Annotated in this window: 12 protein-coding genes and 1 pseudogene; 9 read left to right on the top strand and 4 right to left on the bottom strand. The window is 38.4% G+C overall.

The window, feature by feature from the left end:
• Positions 1-5: 5 nt before the first annotated feature.
• Genes AB9H30_RS11445 through AB9H30_RS11425 form a run of 5 tightly spaced genes read left to right on the top strand, consistent with a single transcriptional unit; the run spans position 6 to position 8,880 of the window.
• A complete protein-coding gene (locus AB9H30_RS11445; protein WP_371194803.1) occupies positions 6-1,643 on the top strand; it encodes an N-6 DNA methylase in 1,638 nt (545 codons plus the stop codon).
• Positions 1,643-2,893, top strand: coding sequence for a restriction endonuclease subunit S (locus AB9H30_RS11440; RefSeq protein ID WP_371194802.1), 1,251 nt, complete (start codon positions 1,643-1,645; stop codon positions 2,891-2,893). The genes AB9H30_RS11445 and AB9H30_RS11440 overlap by 1 nt, the downstream gene beginning before the upstream one ends.
• 8 nt (positions 2,894-2,901) lie before the next feature.
• Positions 2,902-3,915, top strand: coding sequence for an SIR2 family protein (locus tag AB9H30_RS11435; RefSeq protein ID WP_371194801.1), 1,014 nt, complete (start codon positions 2,902-2,904; stop codon positions 3,913-3,915).
• A gap of 9 nt (positions 3,916-3,924) precedes the next feature.
• Entirely contained in the window at positions 3,925-5,655 is a 1,731-nt protein-coding gene (locus tag AB9H30_RS11430) for an ATP-binding protein (protein ID WP_371194800.1), read from the top strand.
• Between the two features lie 12 nt (positions 5,656-5,667).
• The gene (locus AB9H30_RS11425) at positions 5,668-8,880 is read left to right on the top strand and encodes a type I restriction endonuclease subunit R (RefSeq protein ID WP_371194799.1); all 3,213 of its coding nucleotides are present in this window, start codon (positions 5,668-5,670) and stop codon (positions 8,878-8,880) included.
• 223 nt (positions 8,881-9,103) lie between these two features.
• On the opposite strand, the gene AB9H30_RS11420 is transcribed toward AB9H30_RS11425, so the two are convergent.
• Positions 9,104-9,340: a helix-turn-helix domain-containing protein gene (locus AB9H30_RS11420; RefSeq protein WP_371194798.1), complete on the bottom strand. Its 237-nt coding sequence runs from the start codon at positions 9,338-9,340 to the stop codon at positions 9,104-9,106.
• 103 nt (positions 9,341-9,443) lie between these two features.
• Here AB9H30_RS11420 and AB9H30_RS11415 point away from each other — a divergent pair, with 103 nt between their 5' ends.
• The 3 genes from AB9H30_RS11415 (at position 9,444) to AB9H30_RS11405 (ending at position 12,771) form a co-directional block, all read left to right on the top strand.
• Positions 9,444-9,968 (top strand): hypothetical protein, encoded by a 525-nt coding sequence (locus tag AB9H30_RS11415; RefSeq protein WP_371194797.1) that lies wholly within the window; start codon positions 9,444-9,446, stop codon positions 9,966-9,968.
• Complete coding sequence (locus tag AB9H30_RS11410; RefSeq protein WP_371194796.1) at positions 9,965-11,428, top strand: DEAD/DEAH box helicase; 1,464 nt, start codon at positions 9,965-9,967, stop codon at positions 11,426-11,428. The genes AB9H30_RS11415 and AB9H30_RS11410 overlap by 4 nt, the downstream gene beginning before the upstream one ends.
• A 212-nt stretch (positions 11,429-11,640) precedes the next feature.
• Positions 11,641-12,771, top strand: a complete 1,131-nt coding sequence (locus tag AB9H30_RS11405) for a succinylglutamate desuccinylase/aspartoacylase family protein (RefSeq protein WP_371194795.1) — start codon at positions 11,641-11,643, stop codon at positions 12,769-12,771.
• Positions 12,772-13,158: 387 nt separating this feature from the next.
• On the opposite strand, the gene nagA is transcribed toward AB9H30_RS11405, so the two are convergent.
• Genes nagA through AB9H30_RS11390 form a run of 3 tightly spaced genes read right to left on the bottom strand, consistent with a single transcriptional unit; the run spans position 13,159 to position 17,058 of the window.
• The gene (gene nagA / locus AB9H30_RS11400; RefSeq protein ID WP_371194794.1) at positions 13,159-14,304 is read right to left on the bottom strand and encodes an N-acetylglucosamine-6-phosphate deacetylase; all 1,146 of its coding nucleotides are present in this window, start codon (positions 14,302-14,304) and stop codon (positions 13,159-13,161) included.
• The gene (locus AB9H30_RS11395) at positions 14,301-14,849 is read right to left on the bottom strand and encodes an acyltransferase (protein WP_371194793.1); all 549 of its coding nucleotides are present in this window, start codon (positions 14,847-14,849) and stop codon (positions 14,301-14,303) included. Before AB9H30_RS11395 ends, nagA begins: the two co-directional genes overlap by 4 nt.
• Entirely contained in the window at positions 14,839-17,058 is a 2,220-nt protein-coding gene (locus AB9H30_RS11390) for a hypothetical protein (protein ID WP_371194792.1), read from the bottom strand. The genes AB9H30_RS11395 and AB9H30_RS11390 overlap by 11 nt, the downstream gene beginning before the upstream one ends.
• Positions 17,059-17,552: 494 nt before the next feature.
• On the opposite strand from AB9H30_RS11390, the pseudogene AB9H30_RS11385 reads away from it, so the two are divergent.
• A pseudogene (locus tag AB9H30_RS11385) lies at positions 17,553-18,530 on the top strand (succinylglutamate desuccinylase/aspartoacylase family protein); the annotation flags it as partial.
• Between the last annotated feature and the right edge of the window lie 38 nt (positions 18,531-18,568).

Below are 18,568 nucleotides of genomic sequence, written 5' to 3'. Positions count from 1 at the left end.
TAAAAATGGCAGATTTTAAAAAGATAGAAGAATTAGAAAAACGATTATGGTCAGCAGCAGATTCATTACGTGCCAACACTGGCTTAACTGCGCAAGAATACTCCCGACCAATACTGGGGTTAATTTTCCTCAAGTATGCGGAATACCGTTTTACGTTAGCAAAAAATAAAATTGAAGAACAAACTAGCTCTCGTCGCCGTAGCGGTGGAGACATCAAGTCGAAGATCCAAGCAGAGGGTGCGATGTATGTGCCGGATGATGCGCTTTACTCTAATTTATTAGCATTACCTGAAGGTTCAAATATAGGCGTTAATGTTAATAACGCTATGAAAGCGCTAGAAGCAGACAACGAAGCCATTAAAGATGCACTACCTAAAACCTTTACTCGCTTTGAAAACGACATACTCAAAAGTTTGCTGAAAAACTTTAACGATATCGACTTTAGCCTTGGTTCAGATATATTTGGCCGTATTTACGAATACTTTCTTAATGAATTTGCTAAAACTGAAGGTCAAGGTGGTGGTGAGTTCTTCACGCCCTCAGCATTAGTAAAGTTAATTACTGAAGTAATTGAACCTTACCACGGTAAGGTCTTTGATCCCGCTTGTGGTAGTGGTGGCATGTTTATCAGCTCTGCCGATTTTGTTGCAAAACATAATAAAGATGCCTCTGATGAGTTGTCTGTGTTCGGGCAAGAAAAAACAGGCGATACCGTTCGTTTATCTAAGCTGAACCTTGCTGTTCATGGTTTACAAGGTGATATCCGAGAAGGTAACTCTTATTACGAAGACCCGTTCGAGCTAGCGAAAGGTGAAGTCATTGACGGTAAACAATACGGTCAATTTGACTTTGTGATGGCAAACCCTCCATTTAACGTGAATGAAATTCAAAAAGACCGTTTAGATGGTGATAAACACCGTTTCCCTTATGGGATGCCACGCAACGACAATGGCAACTACCTGTGGATTCAAATGTTTTACTCAGCACTTAACCAAAAAGGTCGTGCAGGTTTTGTCATGGCAAACTCGGCTAGTGATGCGCGAGGCTCAGAGCAAGAGATCCGTCAAAAGCTGATTGAAGAAGATGGCGTTGATGTCATGATTGCCGTTTCAAGCAACTTCTTCTACACCGTAACCTTACCGTGTGCCTTATGGTTTTTAGATAAAAACAAACCAGTGCATAACAAAGACAAAGTATTGTTTATTGATGCTCGCCATATATTCCGTCAAGTGACTCGTGCTGTGCGTGATTACACCAGTGAGCAGCTTAACTTTATCGCCAATATCGTGCGTTTATACCGTGGCAAAGATATTGATAATACTTATCTTGAAACTCACCCTGACGCAGGTAACGATAGTAAATTTGGACTAGAAAGCTTCTTTGCTAATGAAAATGGAGAACTTACTTATCAAGATATTGCAGGCCTTTGTAAAGTAGCATCTAAAGAAGAAATCATTGAACAAGGTTATAGCCTGAACCCTGGCCGTTATGTGGGTGTTGCTGATGGCGAGCAAGAAAGTGATGAAGACTTTGCTATTAAGTTAACGGTATTACAGGAAGAGTTAGAAGTATTGAATGCCGAGGCACATGGATTAGAAGCTTCTATTTCTGAAAATGTAGTAAAAGTTTTAGGAACATTGTAATGACTTTTGCATCCAAAAAGTTACATGAACTCGCGGAAGTGTTTTCAGGCTATGCATTCAAGAGTAAAGACTTAGGCGAAGAAGGCCTCCCTGTAGTCAAAATTAAAAACGTAAATGATAAAATAGTATCTAAACAATGCGATCAATTTTTACCTAATAATTTGGTTACTGAAAGGCTAAAAAAATATCTATTACAAAAAGAAGATATTTTAGTTGCTATGACTGGTCAAGGTAGCTTAGGGCGAATTGGTAAAATGATTAATCAAAAAGGGCAATACATTGTCAATCAACGTGTTGGAATTGTGCGCTCTAAGGTTGAAGATGACTCTGTTGCCGAATATCTATTTAGCGTTTTAGCATTAGATGAATTTGAACAACAGCTTTATTCTCTTGGAGCTGGTGCAGGTCAACCTAATGTTAGTGCTGTCGATATCGGCAATCTTGATATTCCGTACCCGGACAAGTCGTCAAGGAAGTTTATAAGTAAAGCTAGAGCTAATTACGACAACCTAATCGAAAACAACAATCGCCGTATCGCTATTTTAGAAGACATGGCGCAATCACTTTATCGCGAATGGTTTGTTAATTTTCGCTACCCAAACCATGAAGATAACCTTGAAGCAGACGGCAAACCAAAACTCATCGATTCGCCACTAGGTCAAATCCCTGAGGGTTGGGAAGTTAAAAGTGCTGCTGAAGCAATCACTATTAACCCTAAAACTAAGTTAGTGAAAGATGGCGAAAAACCGTTTGTTGGTATGAGTGGATTATCTGAAGGTTCGATGGTTATTGGTGATATTATCGAAAAAACAGGCAACAGCGGTGCAAAATTTATTAATAGAGATACTTTGTTTGCGAGGATAACCCCTTGCCTACAAAACGGTAAAACGGGCTATGTTCAGTTTTTAACACCAGAGCAACCCGTAGGTTTTGGCTCTACTGAGTTTATTGTATTGCGCGAAAGCGAATATTTAAGTTCAGAATTTATTTATCTTCTATCTCGAAGCAATAATTTCCGTGAACACGCCATTCAAAGCATGACTGGTGCAACAGGCCGTCAACGTGTCCATAACGACTGCTTTGCTTCATGCTATTTGCCAGTACCGCCTAAAGAGTTAATGAAAGAATTTACCGAATTGGTTAAACCGATGTTTAAAAGTATTTTCAATCTTTCAAAAAGAAACGAAAACCTTAAGCAACAACGCGACATGCTGTTACCTAAATTAATTTCTGGACAAATAGAGTTATAAGGATATTTATGCCAACTTTCGATTATTTCAAACAGGCGCAAAGTTATTATGCCCAATCTCCCGCAATTATCTTGGGCAGCGGAGCGTCAGCAGCCTTTGGAATGTCAGGTATGGGTGCATTAGCAGATCATCTTAAAAGTAGCGTGGATAACTCCACCTTAGAGCCGGAAGAATGTATTGAATGGGATAAGTTTGTCGCTCTGCTTGATGCTAATGTCGATTTAGAATCTGCACTGCATCAAGTCAACTTGTCAGAAAGGTTGACGGGAGAAGTTGTTAAAAATACATGGTCATTGATAACGCCTGAAGATTTATCTGTTTTTGATAATTCTTTGCATGTACGTGATTTTTTCCCTTTAGGCCGCTTGTTGTCCGACTACTTTAAAAGTACCGCTACATCTATTGAAATTATAACGACAAACTATGATCGATTGGGTGAGTATTCATGTGAACAAGAAGGATTTCACCATTATACAGGTTTTTCTCATGGTTTTAGACGCTTACTAAAAGAGGCTGAATACTTACAGTGTGAGAGAGTAGTTAATATTTGGAAAGTGCATGGGTCGCTTGATTGGTTTAAGTCTAATACTAGCGAAGTTGTAGGGTTCGGTAACGTTACGGAAATACCTAATGATTTTACTCCTCAAATAGTTACACCAGGAACAGAAAAATATCGTATTACTCACTTAGAGCCATTTCGAACCATTATTGCTAAGGCTGATCATGCAATGGAAAGTGCTAATAGTTATTTGGCAATTGGATTTGGGTTTAACGATCAACACATACAAGAAAAACTCATTCAAAAATGTTTGAGGGAAAAAGCCAGCATTACAGTAATAACATATCAGTTAAGTGATGCAACTAAGAAATTTTTATTTGAAAGTGGCATTGAAAACTATATAGCAATAGAGCGAGGCTCCCTTGACGATGAGTCAATCATATATTCATCATTGCTTGATACGCCCATCACAGTAGACGAAGACCATTGGACATTACATGGTTATTTAAATTTAATTCTTTAAGGAGGAAGTATGCCACTATTTAATTATTCCGACCATGACGCTTTAGGTAAAGTGATATCGGTTGATACAACAACAGTAATTGTAGAAGTTGATAACGCTGAGCTATTAAAACGATTACAAGTAAATCGTTTAGCCGTTTTACAGAGTAGTAAACAAGGACAACATTTAATTGGGTTAATAAGCCAGGTTACTAGGAAAAAAACTGGTGAAATATTAGATGGTAATGATCCTGAAGAGCCAAATGAATTAAATTTATGCAAGGTCGCATTAATTGGCACATTCTTAAACCGTGATGGTGCTGAGTCAAATGTATTTAGAAGAACTTTAGAAAGTGTACCTGAAATCGATGCAAACTGTTTTGCCTTAGAAGGTGATAATTTAACAGGTTTCATGCGCATTCTATCTAGGGTTGGCAATGAAGCTGCATCTTTAACCCTTGGGCAATATACCTTAGATAATCAAGCCACAGCATACTTAAATGGAAATAAGTTTTTCCAGCGACATGCTTTTATTGGCGGTAGCACAGGTTCAGGTAAATCTTGGACAACAGCAAAAATTATTGAACAGATGGCAAATCTAGAGACAGCTAATGCGCTAGTTTTTGATTTGCATGGTGAGTATGAACCACTAAATCAAGCTGGAATTAAACATTTTAAAGTAGCAGGGCCTGCTGATATTGAAGCTGGTCGCACATTAAATGATGGTGTGATTTACTTACCATATTGGTTGTTATCATATGAAGCGCTGGTTTCTATGTTTGTAGATCGAAGCGATCAAAATGCTCCTAACCAAGCAATGATTATGTCAAGAGAAGTGAATGCAGCAAAGCAAAAATATCTTACTGATGGCGGCCATACAGCTGTGCTTGATAATTTTACGATAGATAGCCCCGTACCGTTTGATATACAGCTATTAATTGAAGAACTCATTTCTATCAATACAGAGCAAGTACCAGGTGCTAAACCAAACACAACAAAAGCAGGTGAGTTCAACGGCAAATTAAGTCGTATGATCGCCCGACTAGAAAACAAACTGTCTGACAGAAGACTTGGTTTCCTCTTCCAAGGGGGCGCTGATACATTACAATTCAATTGGCTTGAAAATTTAACAACTGCGCTAATGGGCAGTACAGCAGAGAATGGCACAGGGGGAATTAAAATAATAAACTTCTCTGAAGTACCATCAGATATATTACCTCTGATTGTATCTTTGGTTGCTAGAATTGCTTTTTCTTTACAACAGTGGACACCATCTGATTTAAGACATCCTGTAGCATTGATGTGTGATGAAGCTCATTTGTATATGCCTCAACGAAGTGCAACAGGAGCTTCTGATGATATTTCTTTAGCTATTTTTGAACGTATTGCTAAAGAAGGACGAAAGTATGGTGTTAGCCTTGTTGTTATTAGCCAACGTCCTTCAGAAGTGAATAAAACAATGCTTAGTCAGTGCAGTAATTTTATATCAATGCGATTGACTAATTCTGATGATCAGTCTGTTGTAAGAAAATTATTACCGGATAGTTTAGGTGGCTTTAGCGATATACTTCCTACATTAGATACAGGTGAAGCATTGGTTGTTGGGGATGCTTGTTTGTTACCAAGTCGAATTAGAATAGATGAACCAATAAACAAGCCAAATAGTGGTACTGTCGATTTTTGGGATGAGTGGCAAGAAGCGGCACCCGCCAATAGATTAACCACAGCCATTGATAATTGGCGTAAGCAAAATATTCAGTAGCGGAGTAGTTTTATGTCCTACACGGAAGATGCTTTAGTAGAACGACCTGCGATCCAGTTATTCTCAGATTTACACTGGGAAACAGTGACTTGCTGGGATGAGGTTTTTGGCTCTGTTTTTGACTTAGAGAATGATGAGTCTTTGGTCAATAACCCAATGTTTTTCGGAAGAGAAACTCGCAATGACGTTGTTTTATTTGCTCGATTAAATGTTGCACTACTAAAGCTAAATCCTAATATTAGCCCATTGATAATTCAAGAAGCCATTGACGAAATAGCTCGCGATAGAAGCGCTATGACGGCAATAGCAGCTAATGAAGAAGTTTATGAGTTATTAACCAATGGATACGTTTATAAAACGAATGCTGAAGATGAAGAAGACTGCGTTGTTCAGTATATAGATTGGTCAAACTCCGGTAACAATGACTTTTTACTTTGTAGCCAAATGAGCATCACAGGTGAAATTGAAACACGCCGACCTGATTTACTTGGCTTTGTTAATGGCCTTCCTCTTGTTTTTGTGGAGCTAAAAGCGAGCCACAAGAACTTATTGACCGCTTACAAAGAAAACCTTGCCGATTACCGTAAAACTATTCCCCAGTTATTCACTTTTAATCAATTAATTCTTTTATCAAACGGCGTGCAGTCTAAGGTTGGTTCTATATCAAGCCAATGGGAACATTTTGCTGAATGGAAGAAAATTGAAAGTGAATCTGAAGAGCGAAGGGTTAGTTTAGAAGTTGTTATTCGCGGGGTATGTGAGCAAAACCGGCTACTCGATATTATTGAAAACTACGTATTGTTTGTAAAAACTAAACAAACTATAAAAATCATTGCTAAGTATCATCAATATCTTGGTGTTAACCAAGCCTTGTCAGGCCTAACTAATGTTAAACAACGTGCCAGTTCAGCTAATGCTGGTCAGTTGGGGGTGTTCTGGCACACACAAGGCAGCGGTAAAAGTTTTTCAATGGTGTTTTTCTGTAAAAAAGCCTTCCGAAAATATACTGGTAACTGGACGTTTGTTCTAGTTACTGACAGAACCGACCTTGATGATCAAATTTATAAAACCTTTAATGCGGCGGGAATTGTTACCGAAAACTGTCAAGCAGACTCGGGCGCGCAATTAAAATTATTGCTTGGAGAAGACCACCGCTTTGTATTTACCTTAATTCAAAAGTTTAAAGGAGACGAAAAGGGAAATTATCCTATTTTGTCTGAACGTGACGACATTATTGTTATCACTGACGAAGCCCACAGAAGCCAATACGACTCTTTAGCGATGAATATGCGTAACGCTATGCCCAACGCCTCGTTTATGGCTTTTACGGGCACTCCGTTGCTTGCAGGAGAGGCTAAAACACAAGAAGTGTTTGGTGATTACATCAGTATTTATAATTTTTCGGATGCGGTTGACGATGGTGCAACTTTACCTCTGTATTATGAAAACCGAGTGCCAGAAGTCTCACTAGCGAATGAAGATATTGGTGATGAGATAGCTGAGATATTAGATGAGGCAGATTTAACAGAGGAGCAGGAAGCCCGTTTAGAAACGGAATTCTCCAAAGCGTATCACATCATTACTCGTGATGACCGCTTGGAAACTGTCGCTAAAGACTTAGTTGAACACTATATTAATCGTGCACCTTTTTCTAATGGCATGCTAGGCAAAGCCATGGTTGTTTCTATTGATAAAGCAACCACGATAAAAATGTATGACAAAGTTCAGGCTGCTTGGAAAACCAAGTTAACCAGCTTAAAAGCGCAAGCTAAGGTAGCCAACGGGAGTCGTTTAAATAAGCTAAACTTTCAAATAGATCATATGACATCAATTGATATGGCTGTTGTTGTATCTGGTGGACAAAATGATGATGAACGCCTCGCTAAGAAAGGTCTGAGTTACAAACCACATCGTGAACGTTTCTTAAAAGAAAAAATGGATGAAAAGTTTAAAGACCCACAAGATAACTTAAGAATAGTGTTCGTTTGTGCCATGTGGTTAACCGGCTTTGATGCACCAGCGGTTTCTACACTTTATTTAGACAAACCGTTAAAAAGTCATACGTTAATGCAAACCATTGCTCGCGCGAACCGTGTGTATGAAGGCAAGTCTGCTGGACAAATTGTTGACTACATCAATATTTTTAGCTCTCTCCAGCAAGCATTAGGTATGTACGGTGGCGGTGTCGCTGCAGGTTCCGCTGGTTACCACGTAGACAGTCCTGCTAAAGATAAATCAGAACTGGTAACAGCACTTGGCACTGCCATTGGTGAGTTACTAGTGTTTTTAAATGCTAAGGATATAAATTTAGCCGGCATAGTTTCAGCGCCGGCTGATGGCTTTACCAAGCTGTCTTTATTAGATAACGCTAGTGAAATTCTTCTAGACCCTAAAAACAAAGATGAATTTACCGCATTTCTTCGTCAAATAAACCGTATATTTAAAGCGATAATGCCTGATGATAGTGCAAATCAATATGTACCTTATCGAATCGCTATTAATATTATTTATTCTCAAATGCGTTTGAAATCTGGTTTATCAATTGATGATGAGGATGTACTCGATGTTGTGCGTAATCAAGTTAATGAACTGCTTGATGAGTCGATTTCAACAATTGAAATTAAGAGTAATTTACCTGAACCTATTAATATTGCGGAAATTGATTTTGATGCGCTAGCTACCATGGTTGCTAAGATTGAAAAACCTAAACAATCTGATGCAGAGCGTCTAAAAAATCTTATTGAGCGTAAGCTACAGCCAATGGTATTAAAAAATAAAGCCCGCCAAGATTTACAACAAAAGTTTTTAGATTTAGTTGAGGAATATAACCTAGGGGCTTATACCGCTGAAGAGTTCTTTAATCGTTTGAAAGAGTTTATTAATGACTTAGAGCATGAAGAAAAACGCACCGTTCGGGAGGGCTTAACAGAAGAAGAGTTGGCGGTATATGATTTGATGATTCAAGACGCACCGTTAACCGATAAAGAACGATCACAGGTTAAAGAGATAGCCAAAGAGTTAACTGTGAAAATGCAGGATATTTTAGTTATCGACTGGCGTAAAAAACAGCGAACTAAGGCCAGAGTGAAAAATATGATTGAAGAAGTATTAGATAGCTTGCCTGAATCATATAACGACGACTTATGGCCTAAGACTTGTAGTGAAGTCTATATGCACATATATGAAAAGTACCCTGGTAAAGGGCAAAGTGTTTATGCTACCTAGGGTGATGAAATCCATAAATAGCTTTCGCTTTTATTGCTACCGGTCAATGATAGCCCTTTAAGAGTGATAAAGTGTTAAATATTCAGTTATAAATTAAAATCACGATTGCTTGTGTATATTCTGGCTCAAAATAGCAGTCCATAGTTTCTCGATTAACAATATTAGTATGAGATTTTTGTTGTAAGCCTGCGTTTAGTAACGTAACTTTCTTTTTCGATAGTGTCTAATCTATTAATATTCGATACTTAAATCTAGAGGGCATAATATCGTCAAAATCACAATCTAACGCATTGGCTAGCCTGTACAACGTCCCCAATTTAATATTTACACACCCCCTCTCCATTTTCCCGTAATTCCCCCTTTCAATACCGACATATGCAGCAAAGCTTTCTTGAGAATAGCCAGCAGCTTTCCGTTTTGCCCGTAACATTTGACCAAACTCAGTAACTAATTCACTCACCAAATATGCCTCTTTAGTAAAGTGATTAGATTTTCATATTGAGCACCAAGGCACCACGCCCTATAATACCCATAAATTAATTTAATGATGACTAGGATTTGTTTTGAAATTAGACCCTGTAGTAGCACAAATTATATCGGCAGCTGACTTTGACAATTTCACAACAAACGATGTTAGAAATAGTTATGTTGCTCTAAAAGTTGAATCAGGTAAGGATCTAGCGCAAATTAGACGAAAAATGTATGCCGAACTCTTGAAATTGGTTAACAAAGGGTGGCTTACAAAAGTAATATCCAAAACAAAAAAAATGACTAGATTTACTAAAACAAAAAAGTTCGACGCTGATGTTATTGAGACGACATTTATAGGTTCATCAGTTCCCACAGTCAGTAACCAAGATGACAAACAGGCTATCCTTTTCAGTAAATTAAATCATTACAGAACTGACCTATTACTTAACATGGGCGAAGCTGAGGCCTACAAAGAGCTTTATTCAGAACATCCTGAGCTAGTTGATGAATTACAACCTCAATACAATACTGCAAGAGACAACAACACAAAGATTTTAGGAAAAATAAGGGCCATCGAAGGACTAATAAACAAGCATAACGTGATAGAACAAACATGAAATTACGACAATGGCAAAGTAACTGTGTAAATACCGCCTTAGCGAAGTACGTAAAAGGCCAAAATCATTTTTTAGCTTTGGCGACACCTGGGGCCGGAAAGACCTTTATGGCATCGGAACTGGCGAGTCGTTTACTGAAAAATAATCTTATTGATATCATTGTTTGTTTTTCGCCCTCATCAATAGTATCCCAAGATTTTACAGAAAGTCTGCAATTAAAAATAAACGAACGATTCGATGGGTTAATAGGCGCTAAAGGTAGATCACTGACTTATCAAGCGCTGTCACACCTTGATGCCAACTTTTGGCAGTTATTTCAAAAATATCAGGTTTTCGTAATATTTGATGAGATTCATCATTGTGCAGGCTCAAATATCGACAACGCAAATGCATGGGGAGAACAAATAATACTGAACATTCAAAATGAAGCTAAGTTTACATTAGCGCTTACCGGTACTCCTTGGCGTTCAGATACCGCTCCCATCGTTCTGTCTAACTATGTAGGACAAAACAATAGAATAGCCTGTGATTACGTCTACGGGCTTGCTGAGGCGATTAAGGATGCTGTTTGTCGCATTCCTCAGATAGTTGCTGTTGATAATGACAATATTTCGGTTATTGGCAATGATGATACCCAGATATTCAATAGTTTTAAAACTTTATTAGCCGAGTCAGCAGTTTCTTATAAGGAAATTATAGAGAACGAAGAAGTTATGAAATATATGATTTCATCGGCACGAAAAAAACTATCCAATATAAGAAAAGTAAATCCAAATGCTGCAGGTTTAATTGTCGCATCATCAGTGGAGCATGCCAAGCGCATCTCGATTCTAATGAAAGACCAGTTTCATGAGCAAAGCGATGTCGTTACTTATCGGGAAAATGAGCCAACAAATATCATTCAGCAATTTCGACAAGCAAAAACCAAATGGATAATTTCTGTAGGCATGATTAGTGAAGGTACTAACATTCCTCGCTTACAGGTTTGTTGTCACCTAACAAATATCAAAACTGAAATGCACTTTAGACAAATTCTGGGAAGAATACTAAGGGTTACAAATGCACATAATCAAGAAGCTATTATGTATATGCCTGCTGAACCTAAGCTTCTAGAGTATGCTTACAGAGTTAACCAAGATATACCTTTTGAATCTGATGTCGTTAAATTTGAAAAAATTAAAACTACTAGTGAAGTTGGGGTTAAAAAAGTCCCTACGGATAACCTTTCTTTTAACAAAAAAGCAACTAAAGACCCTTCTCATGATGCCAAATTGACTCAGCGGCAACTAAAAATTGATTTAGACGATTTTGCCAAGGTTGCTGAAGTTTTGAACTTGGATACCTACAATAAAAAAGTAGACTGTCACTTTCTGCCAAGCTCTTACGAAAAGGAAGTCAACATTTTTGGCCGATTTCATCAAGAAGCATTAGCGCTTGGATTGAGTGAGTTAGTTAATTGAAAGCGGAAGTTTCGTTTAGACATTGCGCCTAACTCTCTACTCAAGTAAATTAATTTTTCTGCCCAGTTACAATGACTAACCTCTCAAAAAACGCACAAAGCCTCCTTTATGCACGAAATACTTGGTTTGTGCGCAAACTGCTAACACTACTGGTAGAATCGATGGCTTAACATTAGCCGGTGAACTAAATTTAGAAAGTGAGAATTATAAATATGCCTAAAGTTAATGTTGAGTTTTCGAAAAAGTATTTAGTGGTGGCTCAAAATGCATCTGGGCGAGATTTAAACGTCCCCATATATAAGTTCAAAAGTAACTTGCCTGGACCTAAAGTATATGTCCAGAGCACTATACACGGCGCTGAAGTTCAGGGAAATATTGTGCTATTCCATTTATTAAAGCACTTGCAAGGGGCAGAACTTCGAGGGGAAATTACACTTGTGCCAAACTGTAACCCTGTCGGTAGCAATCTTAAGTCGGGTGAATATACACTTGGTCGGTTCGACCCTGTTAATGGACAAAACTGGAATCGTGGATACCACTACGATAAAGATTTAATTGCAGAGTATGCAAGTAGTATTAACCCTGATAGTGATATAACTAAAATCAAAGCTGAATATCGCAGGAGGTTGAAGGCCTCCATTGAGACTAAACTTAATAACCCATGGGGTTTAGGGCTTGCCGAGTGCTTGAACTTGAAGCTCCAAAAAATGGCCCTTGAAGCTGATTTTGTTCTTGATCTGCACAATGGTCCTGTATCAACCCGACATATCTATGTACCAGAATACGCAAAAGAATCAGCTAAACACTTCAACATCCCGAATGTCATTTTAATTCCAAATGTATTTTCTGGTGCATTAGATGAAGCCACGTTTTGCCCGTGGTGGTCATTAAAAGAAGTACTAGAAAAAAAGTATCCAGAAAAAGAGTGGGACTTCGGCATAGAAGCATTTACTGTTGAAATGGGTTCGCAAGAAGTCATTGAATTTGAAGCGGGAGTAGCAGATTCTGTTAGTATTTTAACGTACCTTTCCTATAAAAAATGTTTTGTGGCAGCACAGTATTCACCAAAGGAAATAGTTAGGCGTGTCGTTTATTTAAAAGACTACAAAGTACTGTATAGCCAGTTTGGTGGCATGGTCGAGTATGTTGCAAAACCAGGCACCATTATCGAAAAAGGCGAAGTTTTAGCTAGAGTTCTTAATATAGATGAGCTTGATAATGAACAGGCTACATTTGATGTTGTTGCACCCTGTGATTTGATACCGATTCTTCACTTTCCTTCAGCCAGTGTTTTTGGTGGTACTCAACTTTATAAGTGTTTTACTAATTATTTTGAATTGTGAACTTTTAAAAAACTATCTACTTCACATTTGTGGTTGAGCCCGAATGCATTAACCCTTTGGACAGCATTTATTATTCAATGAGGGATGACTAATCCCTATTTGTTAGTCGGATAACTAACGATTACGAGGAAATTTTGCCAAAATTAAAATGTTATGAAGTATAGTCGATGGCTTTAATATTTCTTATACTCCAGCAATGGCGCAGATTGTCGCAGAGCGATACTCTTTTCCTACATCTCTTTGCGTCCATGATAATGTCGTATTTGAAAACTTGAGGTAAGCTTAAAATCAACAACGTATGGAATAATAATAGTTATCATTTTAAGTTGGAATCTATTAAACCAAATCATAAAACGCTTTATTCAAGCTTAAAAATATTATGAAAAATTAATTGGTGGATTGTCTATAGTCTCCAGCGACAAATGTTCCTTTCACAATTATTTGGTTATTGATCACAACTAAATTTGCTTGTCGACCAACTTGAATCGAACCATATTCTTGCTCTAAACCTAAGAAAGTTGCAGGATAAAGCGAAGCCATCTTCAGCGCTTCTGATTTTGGTATGCCAACTTTTTGAATACAATTTCTAACAGCACTTGCCATATCTAAAGCAGATCCACCGAGCACCCCATCTGACGTAACGCATTTTCCATTCTGAACGGAGATTTCATAAGGCCCGAGGATAAACGAGCTATCCATAGCACCTACAGGAGGCATTGCATCAGTTACCAAGAACAGATTCCCTTTTTTAACAGCATTCCACGCAATTTTCACTGCATTAAAATCGCAATGAAATCCGTCTACGATTATTCCACTTTTAAGCTTTTCTATTACAAATGCAGCACCGACAACTCCTGGCTCTCGTGACAGTAATTGTGACATAGCATTGTAGAGGTGAGTAACACCAGTAACACCGTTTTCTACAGCCTCTTCACAATCACTAAAACCCGCATTGGTATGCCCCAATGAAAGTTTCACTCCTTTGCTCGCTAAATATCTGACCTCTTCTCCACTTATTTGATCAGGGGATAAAGTAAATAGCTTCTTACCACTAGACTTGCTGACTAGAAGATCTAACTCCCTAGCATGACTTTTTCTTATAAAATTTTTGTCGTGAACCCCCGCTTTGCCCTCGGCTAAACAAGGGCCTTCAAAGTGAATACCCAAAATTTCGTGGAGCCCATTTTCAATACACTCATTGACAGAGCGCTGGGCATTACACATTCCTTCATAAGAACCTGTTATAAACGTAGGTAGTAAATTAGTAGTGCCAAAATTCCTATGTGCTTGCACTATAGTTTGAATTGTTTCAACAGTTGGAGAGTCATTGAATAACAATCCTCCCCCGCCATTTACCTGAACATCTATAAAACCCGGAGCAATGGTATTGCCACCTAGATCAATAATCTCAGCATTGTCAGGAACCTTGTCCAACTCAGGAAGCCCAGTTATCTTTCCATCAGAAATTAACACTGCGTTATTTGTTAGAAACTCACTACCAGTAAACACGTCACAGTTAACAAGCGCTTTCATTCTATTTCCCCTATAAATTTAACAGTCCTACTCGGAATTCCCACATTAATAGTGTGTTCACTGATAGCTTTGTTCACTACTGCTCCAGCACCGATAATGCAACCTTTACCAAGCTTTACACCATCTAAAATCGTTGCATTAGCACCGACCCAACAATTTTCTCCTATTTCTATACCCTTACATGTTTCGCCTTGAAATCTCGTAGCTATTTCCGAGTCATAGATATGCCCAGAAGCAGTAATGTAACAGTGTCCCGCAATAATTACGTTGTCTTTAATAATCAAGCCTCCGTGGCCAGCACACAATGAATACTCGCCTATTGAGACTCTGTTCTTTATCTCAATAGTTCCGTCATAAGCTCTTAGTACTGCACCATATTTTACCTTTGCCCTGTCACCGATGGTTATACTTCCATTCTGCCCCAAATCAATAAAAACATTGGGTTCTATCACGGAATATCTCCCCAATTTGAAAAAGCCCGAGCCTATAATTCTGACAGATGGATCGACATATGATGTAGAGTGAAGCTCTAAGTCAGCTTTCATAGGTTTTCCCTATTATGTTCTTCCAAGGAACCACCAATAAAGCGGCAATAACGGCAATAGCTGTGAGATGGGTTCCCCAAATATCTACGAACCCTTTTTCGATAACACTTAGCAGAGCATCACTTCCTTGACTGCTAACAATTCCGTATATAGTGGTACAGAAAAAGTAAAACAAGAAACCTAGAATCATTAAGAGAAAACCGCTTTTAGATGCTTTTTTCCTTAACTCACTTGCTTCAACTTCTTTCAAAATCTCCAGCTTTTTGAGTGCGCCATTTTCTTCTTTTAGTTCTTTGAGTACATTTAAAGCTCTTCTATTTGAAGAGATCTTCACAGCCCTGTTCTCAATTTTTCTGAGACTATCAACTAACTCTTGAACTGGAAAGTCAATTAGCTCTTCTGTAAGCAACCAAGCGTTAATACACTTTATTGCTGTACTAGCTTTCCCGTCCCATGGATAGTCGGAAGATGAAGATAAATTTGGAGCTCTCTCCAATGCGTCTTGAATATAGATAATTCCGTTAAAAATCATCTGCTCCACACGACTTTTTAACTTTGCGTAAAGATTAGGTTCTTTTTTTCTTAATTGAGAAGATAGTCCTACCAAGGCAGAAACTGCGTCAGAGGTCGTCGCTAAGTCGAGCCAAGCACCAGTATTACTTGATTGCTTTTCTTCCAATCGCCCTATCAAAGTCTGAACCGATTGAAAACTGGAAGTAACAAAACAGCAATTTAAAAAAACAATACAATCTATTTCACTGAGGGAATCCGAGTTAAGATTGGATAAAACTATTTCCAATTTAGACATTTCATCAGTTTCTAATATTCCAAGTTTCGAAAATATTAAGTAAGCTTGAGCCTGCTCTCTTATTTCATAATCACTTATTTTTTCTCTAATCCAACTAATAGACTCCTCTGTTTTCGAATCATTCAGTCCTAGGTAATTAGCCCTTAGCCATGTGAATGCGCAAGATGCCCCAAACACCTCATCATAAGAGCCATTTTTATCGTGTAAATCAGCTTGTTTAAGTATTTCATCTACATAGAGCGAGTATGAGGCAGATTCTTCAATACCTTCCAACACTTGCAGCGTTTCAGCTGTACTCCAAAAACTTCCATCTATGTAGCCATGCTTTATCTCTGACTGAATCAATACTTCTACATCACTCAGTAAACTCTTTGCTGTTCTCTCTCTTCCCGCTATTGAAAACCTTCTATTGAAATCATCATCCTCATCTATAACTATCAATTTTAGCCCGCCATCTCGAACTAATGACTTTGCCAATTCACAAAGAGCACTTGTTAGATGTGCCAAGCTAACGTGTGGAGCTAATACCAAGCTTTCGTGAACACCATTTTCCAAATTTCTAGAAAGCTCGCTCAGGTCTTGGTTTACGTAATAGCATCTATATGGAAAGCGTTGAGACTTCAATGTCCCTATTAAATAACCTAGTGCAATATTATGATTATTTTGATCAATCAAAAATGCGGTTTTGTGCTCGCCTTCAACAACATAAGTGATTATATTCTCAAATAGATTTCGTTGTTTTTGCCAATCAATCGGCAAAGCACTAAGCACTACTCTTCCGGCTGGTAAATTTCTAGAGGAAAGCAATAATGAGCGATTCTCCTCTCCAAATGTTTCATCAGTGATGAACTCTTCCCAATCTGATGGATTTACATCTGACCAATAATGCCAATATAATCCTGGAAGACTCTTAAAATTTAGAGATGTCTGCTGAAGAGACTCTGAAGAGACAAAGTGAGGGTAACCCATGAAGCTTGATTCTGTATCTCCAATAAAATTAAACTCACCTTCGGCAGCCCCCTCATTTACGGGCCTCACTTTTGCGTTCACTTGACTTAGTTGATTAGGTAAAAAAGATAAATTAGCATTTTCAGATGAGGCTAACTTCAACTGCAATAGTACTAAACAGCCCTTACCTCTGCCAGAGGAAAGCCAGGCATTAAAAGAATACTTAAATGACTCTGATGAAACTTCATTAAGTATGGTTTTGTCATTTAAGGCGTTTGAGGCAAATATTACTGCATCAAATGAATTCCGCGAGAATGCGAGCTGCAAATTTTCTATATTGTCTGCGGTATACAATTCAACAATGTACGCCAAATCCTTCAACATCGGCCTCGCGTCAGCGTAGCCATAGTGCGCCATTTCGGACTGGTTTTGAACCAAGGCAACTGAGTACATTTGTGCTCCCTTATCTCTATTTTAAATTCCTTGATAGCTACCGAGTTCCAGACTAACTATCTAATTTATATTGGCTTTTTACACATTAGTATAAGAAAGTTCAAAAATTATTCAATCTTTTTAATCGTACACATCGTTATAAACGCAAAGCAAAACAACATTCTTTGTGCAGTATCTCCATTTAACTTTGTAACTGACTTAGCAATAGAGTCTTAAATAACCGTAGCTTCGACTGGGTCATATCTAATTTCTTAAGATGAATCTATTAGACAAAAGCCCTTCGGATAGGCTTTGCATTTATATAGATAAGGCTGTTTTTAAGTATCCTGATTAGTTTTAATATTCAGCAAATAGTCCTAAGGCCCAAATTAATATTATAGATTTTAAGTATCTTTAAGAGTAAGAGTTTTATAATTAATATAGATACTTTTCACCTCTGCAACCACCTATTTAATCGCATTCAATAAATATCTCATTTAAATTTTACATATTAAATACAAGGTAACGTAGTTATTTATCATCTTATGCAGGCACTTAAAACTCACAGCATCCACGGCAAGGTTATTTTAGTGCCCAACTGTAATCCTGTGGGCACCAATATCAAGGCCGGCGAATACACCCTTGGTCGTTTTGACCCAGTTAACGGCACAAACTGGAACCGTGGGTATTATTATGACGAAGAAGCGGTGCTGGCATTTGCCGACACCGTTACGAGCGACGAAAGTACCTCCCATATCAAGCAGCGTTTTCGTCAAAAATGGAAGCAGGCCATCAATGACAAGCTTAAGCAACCATGGGGCTTAGGCCTTGCCCAACAGCTTAACCTCACCCTGCAGCAAATTGCGATTGATGCTGACATGGTGCTCGACCTGCACAATGGCCCTGTATCCACTCGCCACGCCTATATTCCAGAATACGCAAAAAAGGCCGCTTATGAGTTTTCCATTCCACACTGTATTTTTATTCCCAACAAATTTGCAGGGGCCTTAGATGAGGCCTCTTTTTGCCCGTGGTGGACCTTGCAAGATGCTTTAAAAGCCAAGTTTTCGAAAGACTACGATTTTGAGGCTGAGGCATTTACCCTAGAAATGGGCAGCCAAGAGGTCATCGATTTTGCAGAAGGCAAAAAAGACGCCGACAGCATTCTCGGGTATTTAGCCTGCAATGGTGTGCTCGACGATAGTCAATTTAAGCCTGCGAAAATGGAGCGCATTGGTGTCGCGCTAAAAGACTATCGCACCTTATACACCGACTTTGGCGGCATGGTGGAATACTGTATAAAACCAGGTCAGCAAGCTAAAAAAGGCGAGCTTATGGCGCGCGTACTAGACATTGATGAGCTTGATAACGATGGCGCAGTAAAAAACATTTACGCACCTTGCGATATGGTGGCTATGCTGCATTTTCCATCAGCCTCAGTGCTCAGCGGCACTCAGTTGTATAAATGCTTTACTGAGTACTATCTTTTATAAAAATTAGTGATGCTCATTATGAGCAGTAGAAACTGTCA

This window comes from Glaciecola sp. SC05, assembly GCF_041380235.1.
GTDB lineage: Bacteria > Pseudomonadota > Gammaproteobacteria > Enterobacterales > Alteromonadaceae > Glaciecola.
Note: the sequence above shows the minus strand (reverse complement) of the source record. Positions and strands in the feature narration are given on the sequence as shown.

Excerpts from the sequence above, each read along its gene's own strand:
- AB9H30_RS11445 (WP_371194803.1), top strand. The coding sequence starts at position 6 with ATGGCAGATTTTAAAAAGATAGAAGAATTAGAAAAACGATTATGGTCA.
- AB9H30_RS11440 (WP_371194802.1), top strand. The coding sequence starts at position 1,643 with ATGACTTTTGCATCCAAAAAGTTACATGAACTCGCGGAAGTGTTTTCA.
- AB9H30_RS11435 (WP_371194801.1), top strand. The coding sequence starts at position 2,902 with ATGCCAACTTTCGATTATTTCAAACAGGCGCAAAGTTATTATGCCCAA.
- AB9H30_RS11430 (WP_371194800.1), top strand. The coding sequence starts at position 3,925 with ATGCCACTATTTAATTATTCCGACCATGACGCTTTAGGTAAAGTGATA.
- AB9H30_RS11425 (WP_371194799.1), top strand. The coding sequence starts at position 5,668 with ATGTCCTACACGGAAGATGCTTTAGTAGAACGACCTGCGATCCAGTTA.
- AB9H30_RS11410 (WP_371194796.1), top strand. The coding sequence starts at position 9,965 with ATGAAATTACGACAATGGCAAAGTAACTGTGTAAATACCGCCTTAGCG.
- AB9H30_RS11405 (WP_371194795.1), top strand. The coding sequence starts at position 11,641 with ATGCCTAAAGTTAATGTTGAGTTTTCGAAAAAGTATTTAGTGGTGGCT.
- nagA (WP_371194794.1), bottom strand. The coding sequence starts at position 14,304 with ATGAAAGCGCTTGTTAACTGTGACGTGTTTACTGGTAGTGAGTTTCTA.
- AB9H30_RS11395 (WP_371194793.1), bottom strand. The coding sequence starts at position 14,849 with ATGAAAGCTGACTTAGAGCTTCACTCTACATCATATGTCGATCCATCT.
- AB9H30_RS11390 (WP_371194792.1), bottom strand. The coding sequence starts at position 17,058 with ATGTACTCAGTTGCCTTGGTTCAAAACCAGTCCGAAATGGCGCACTAT.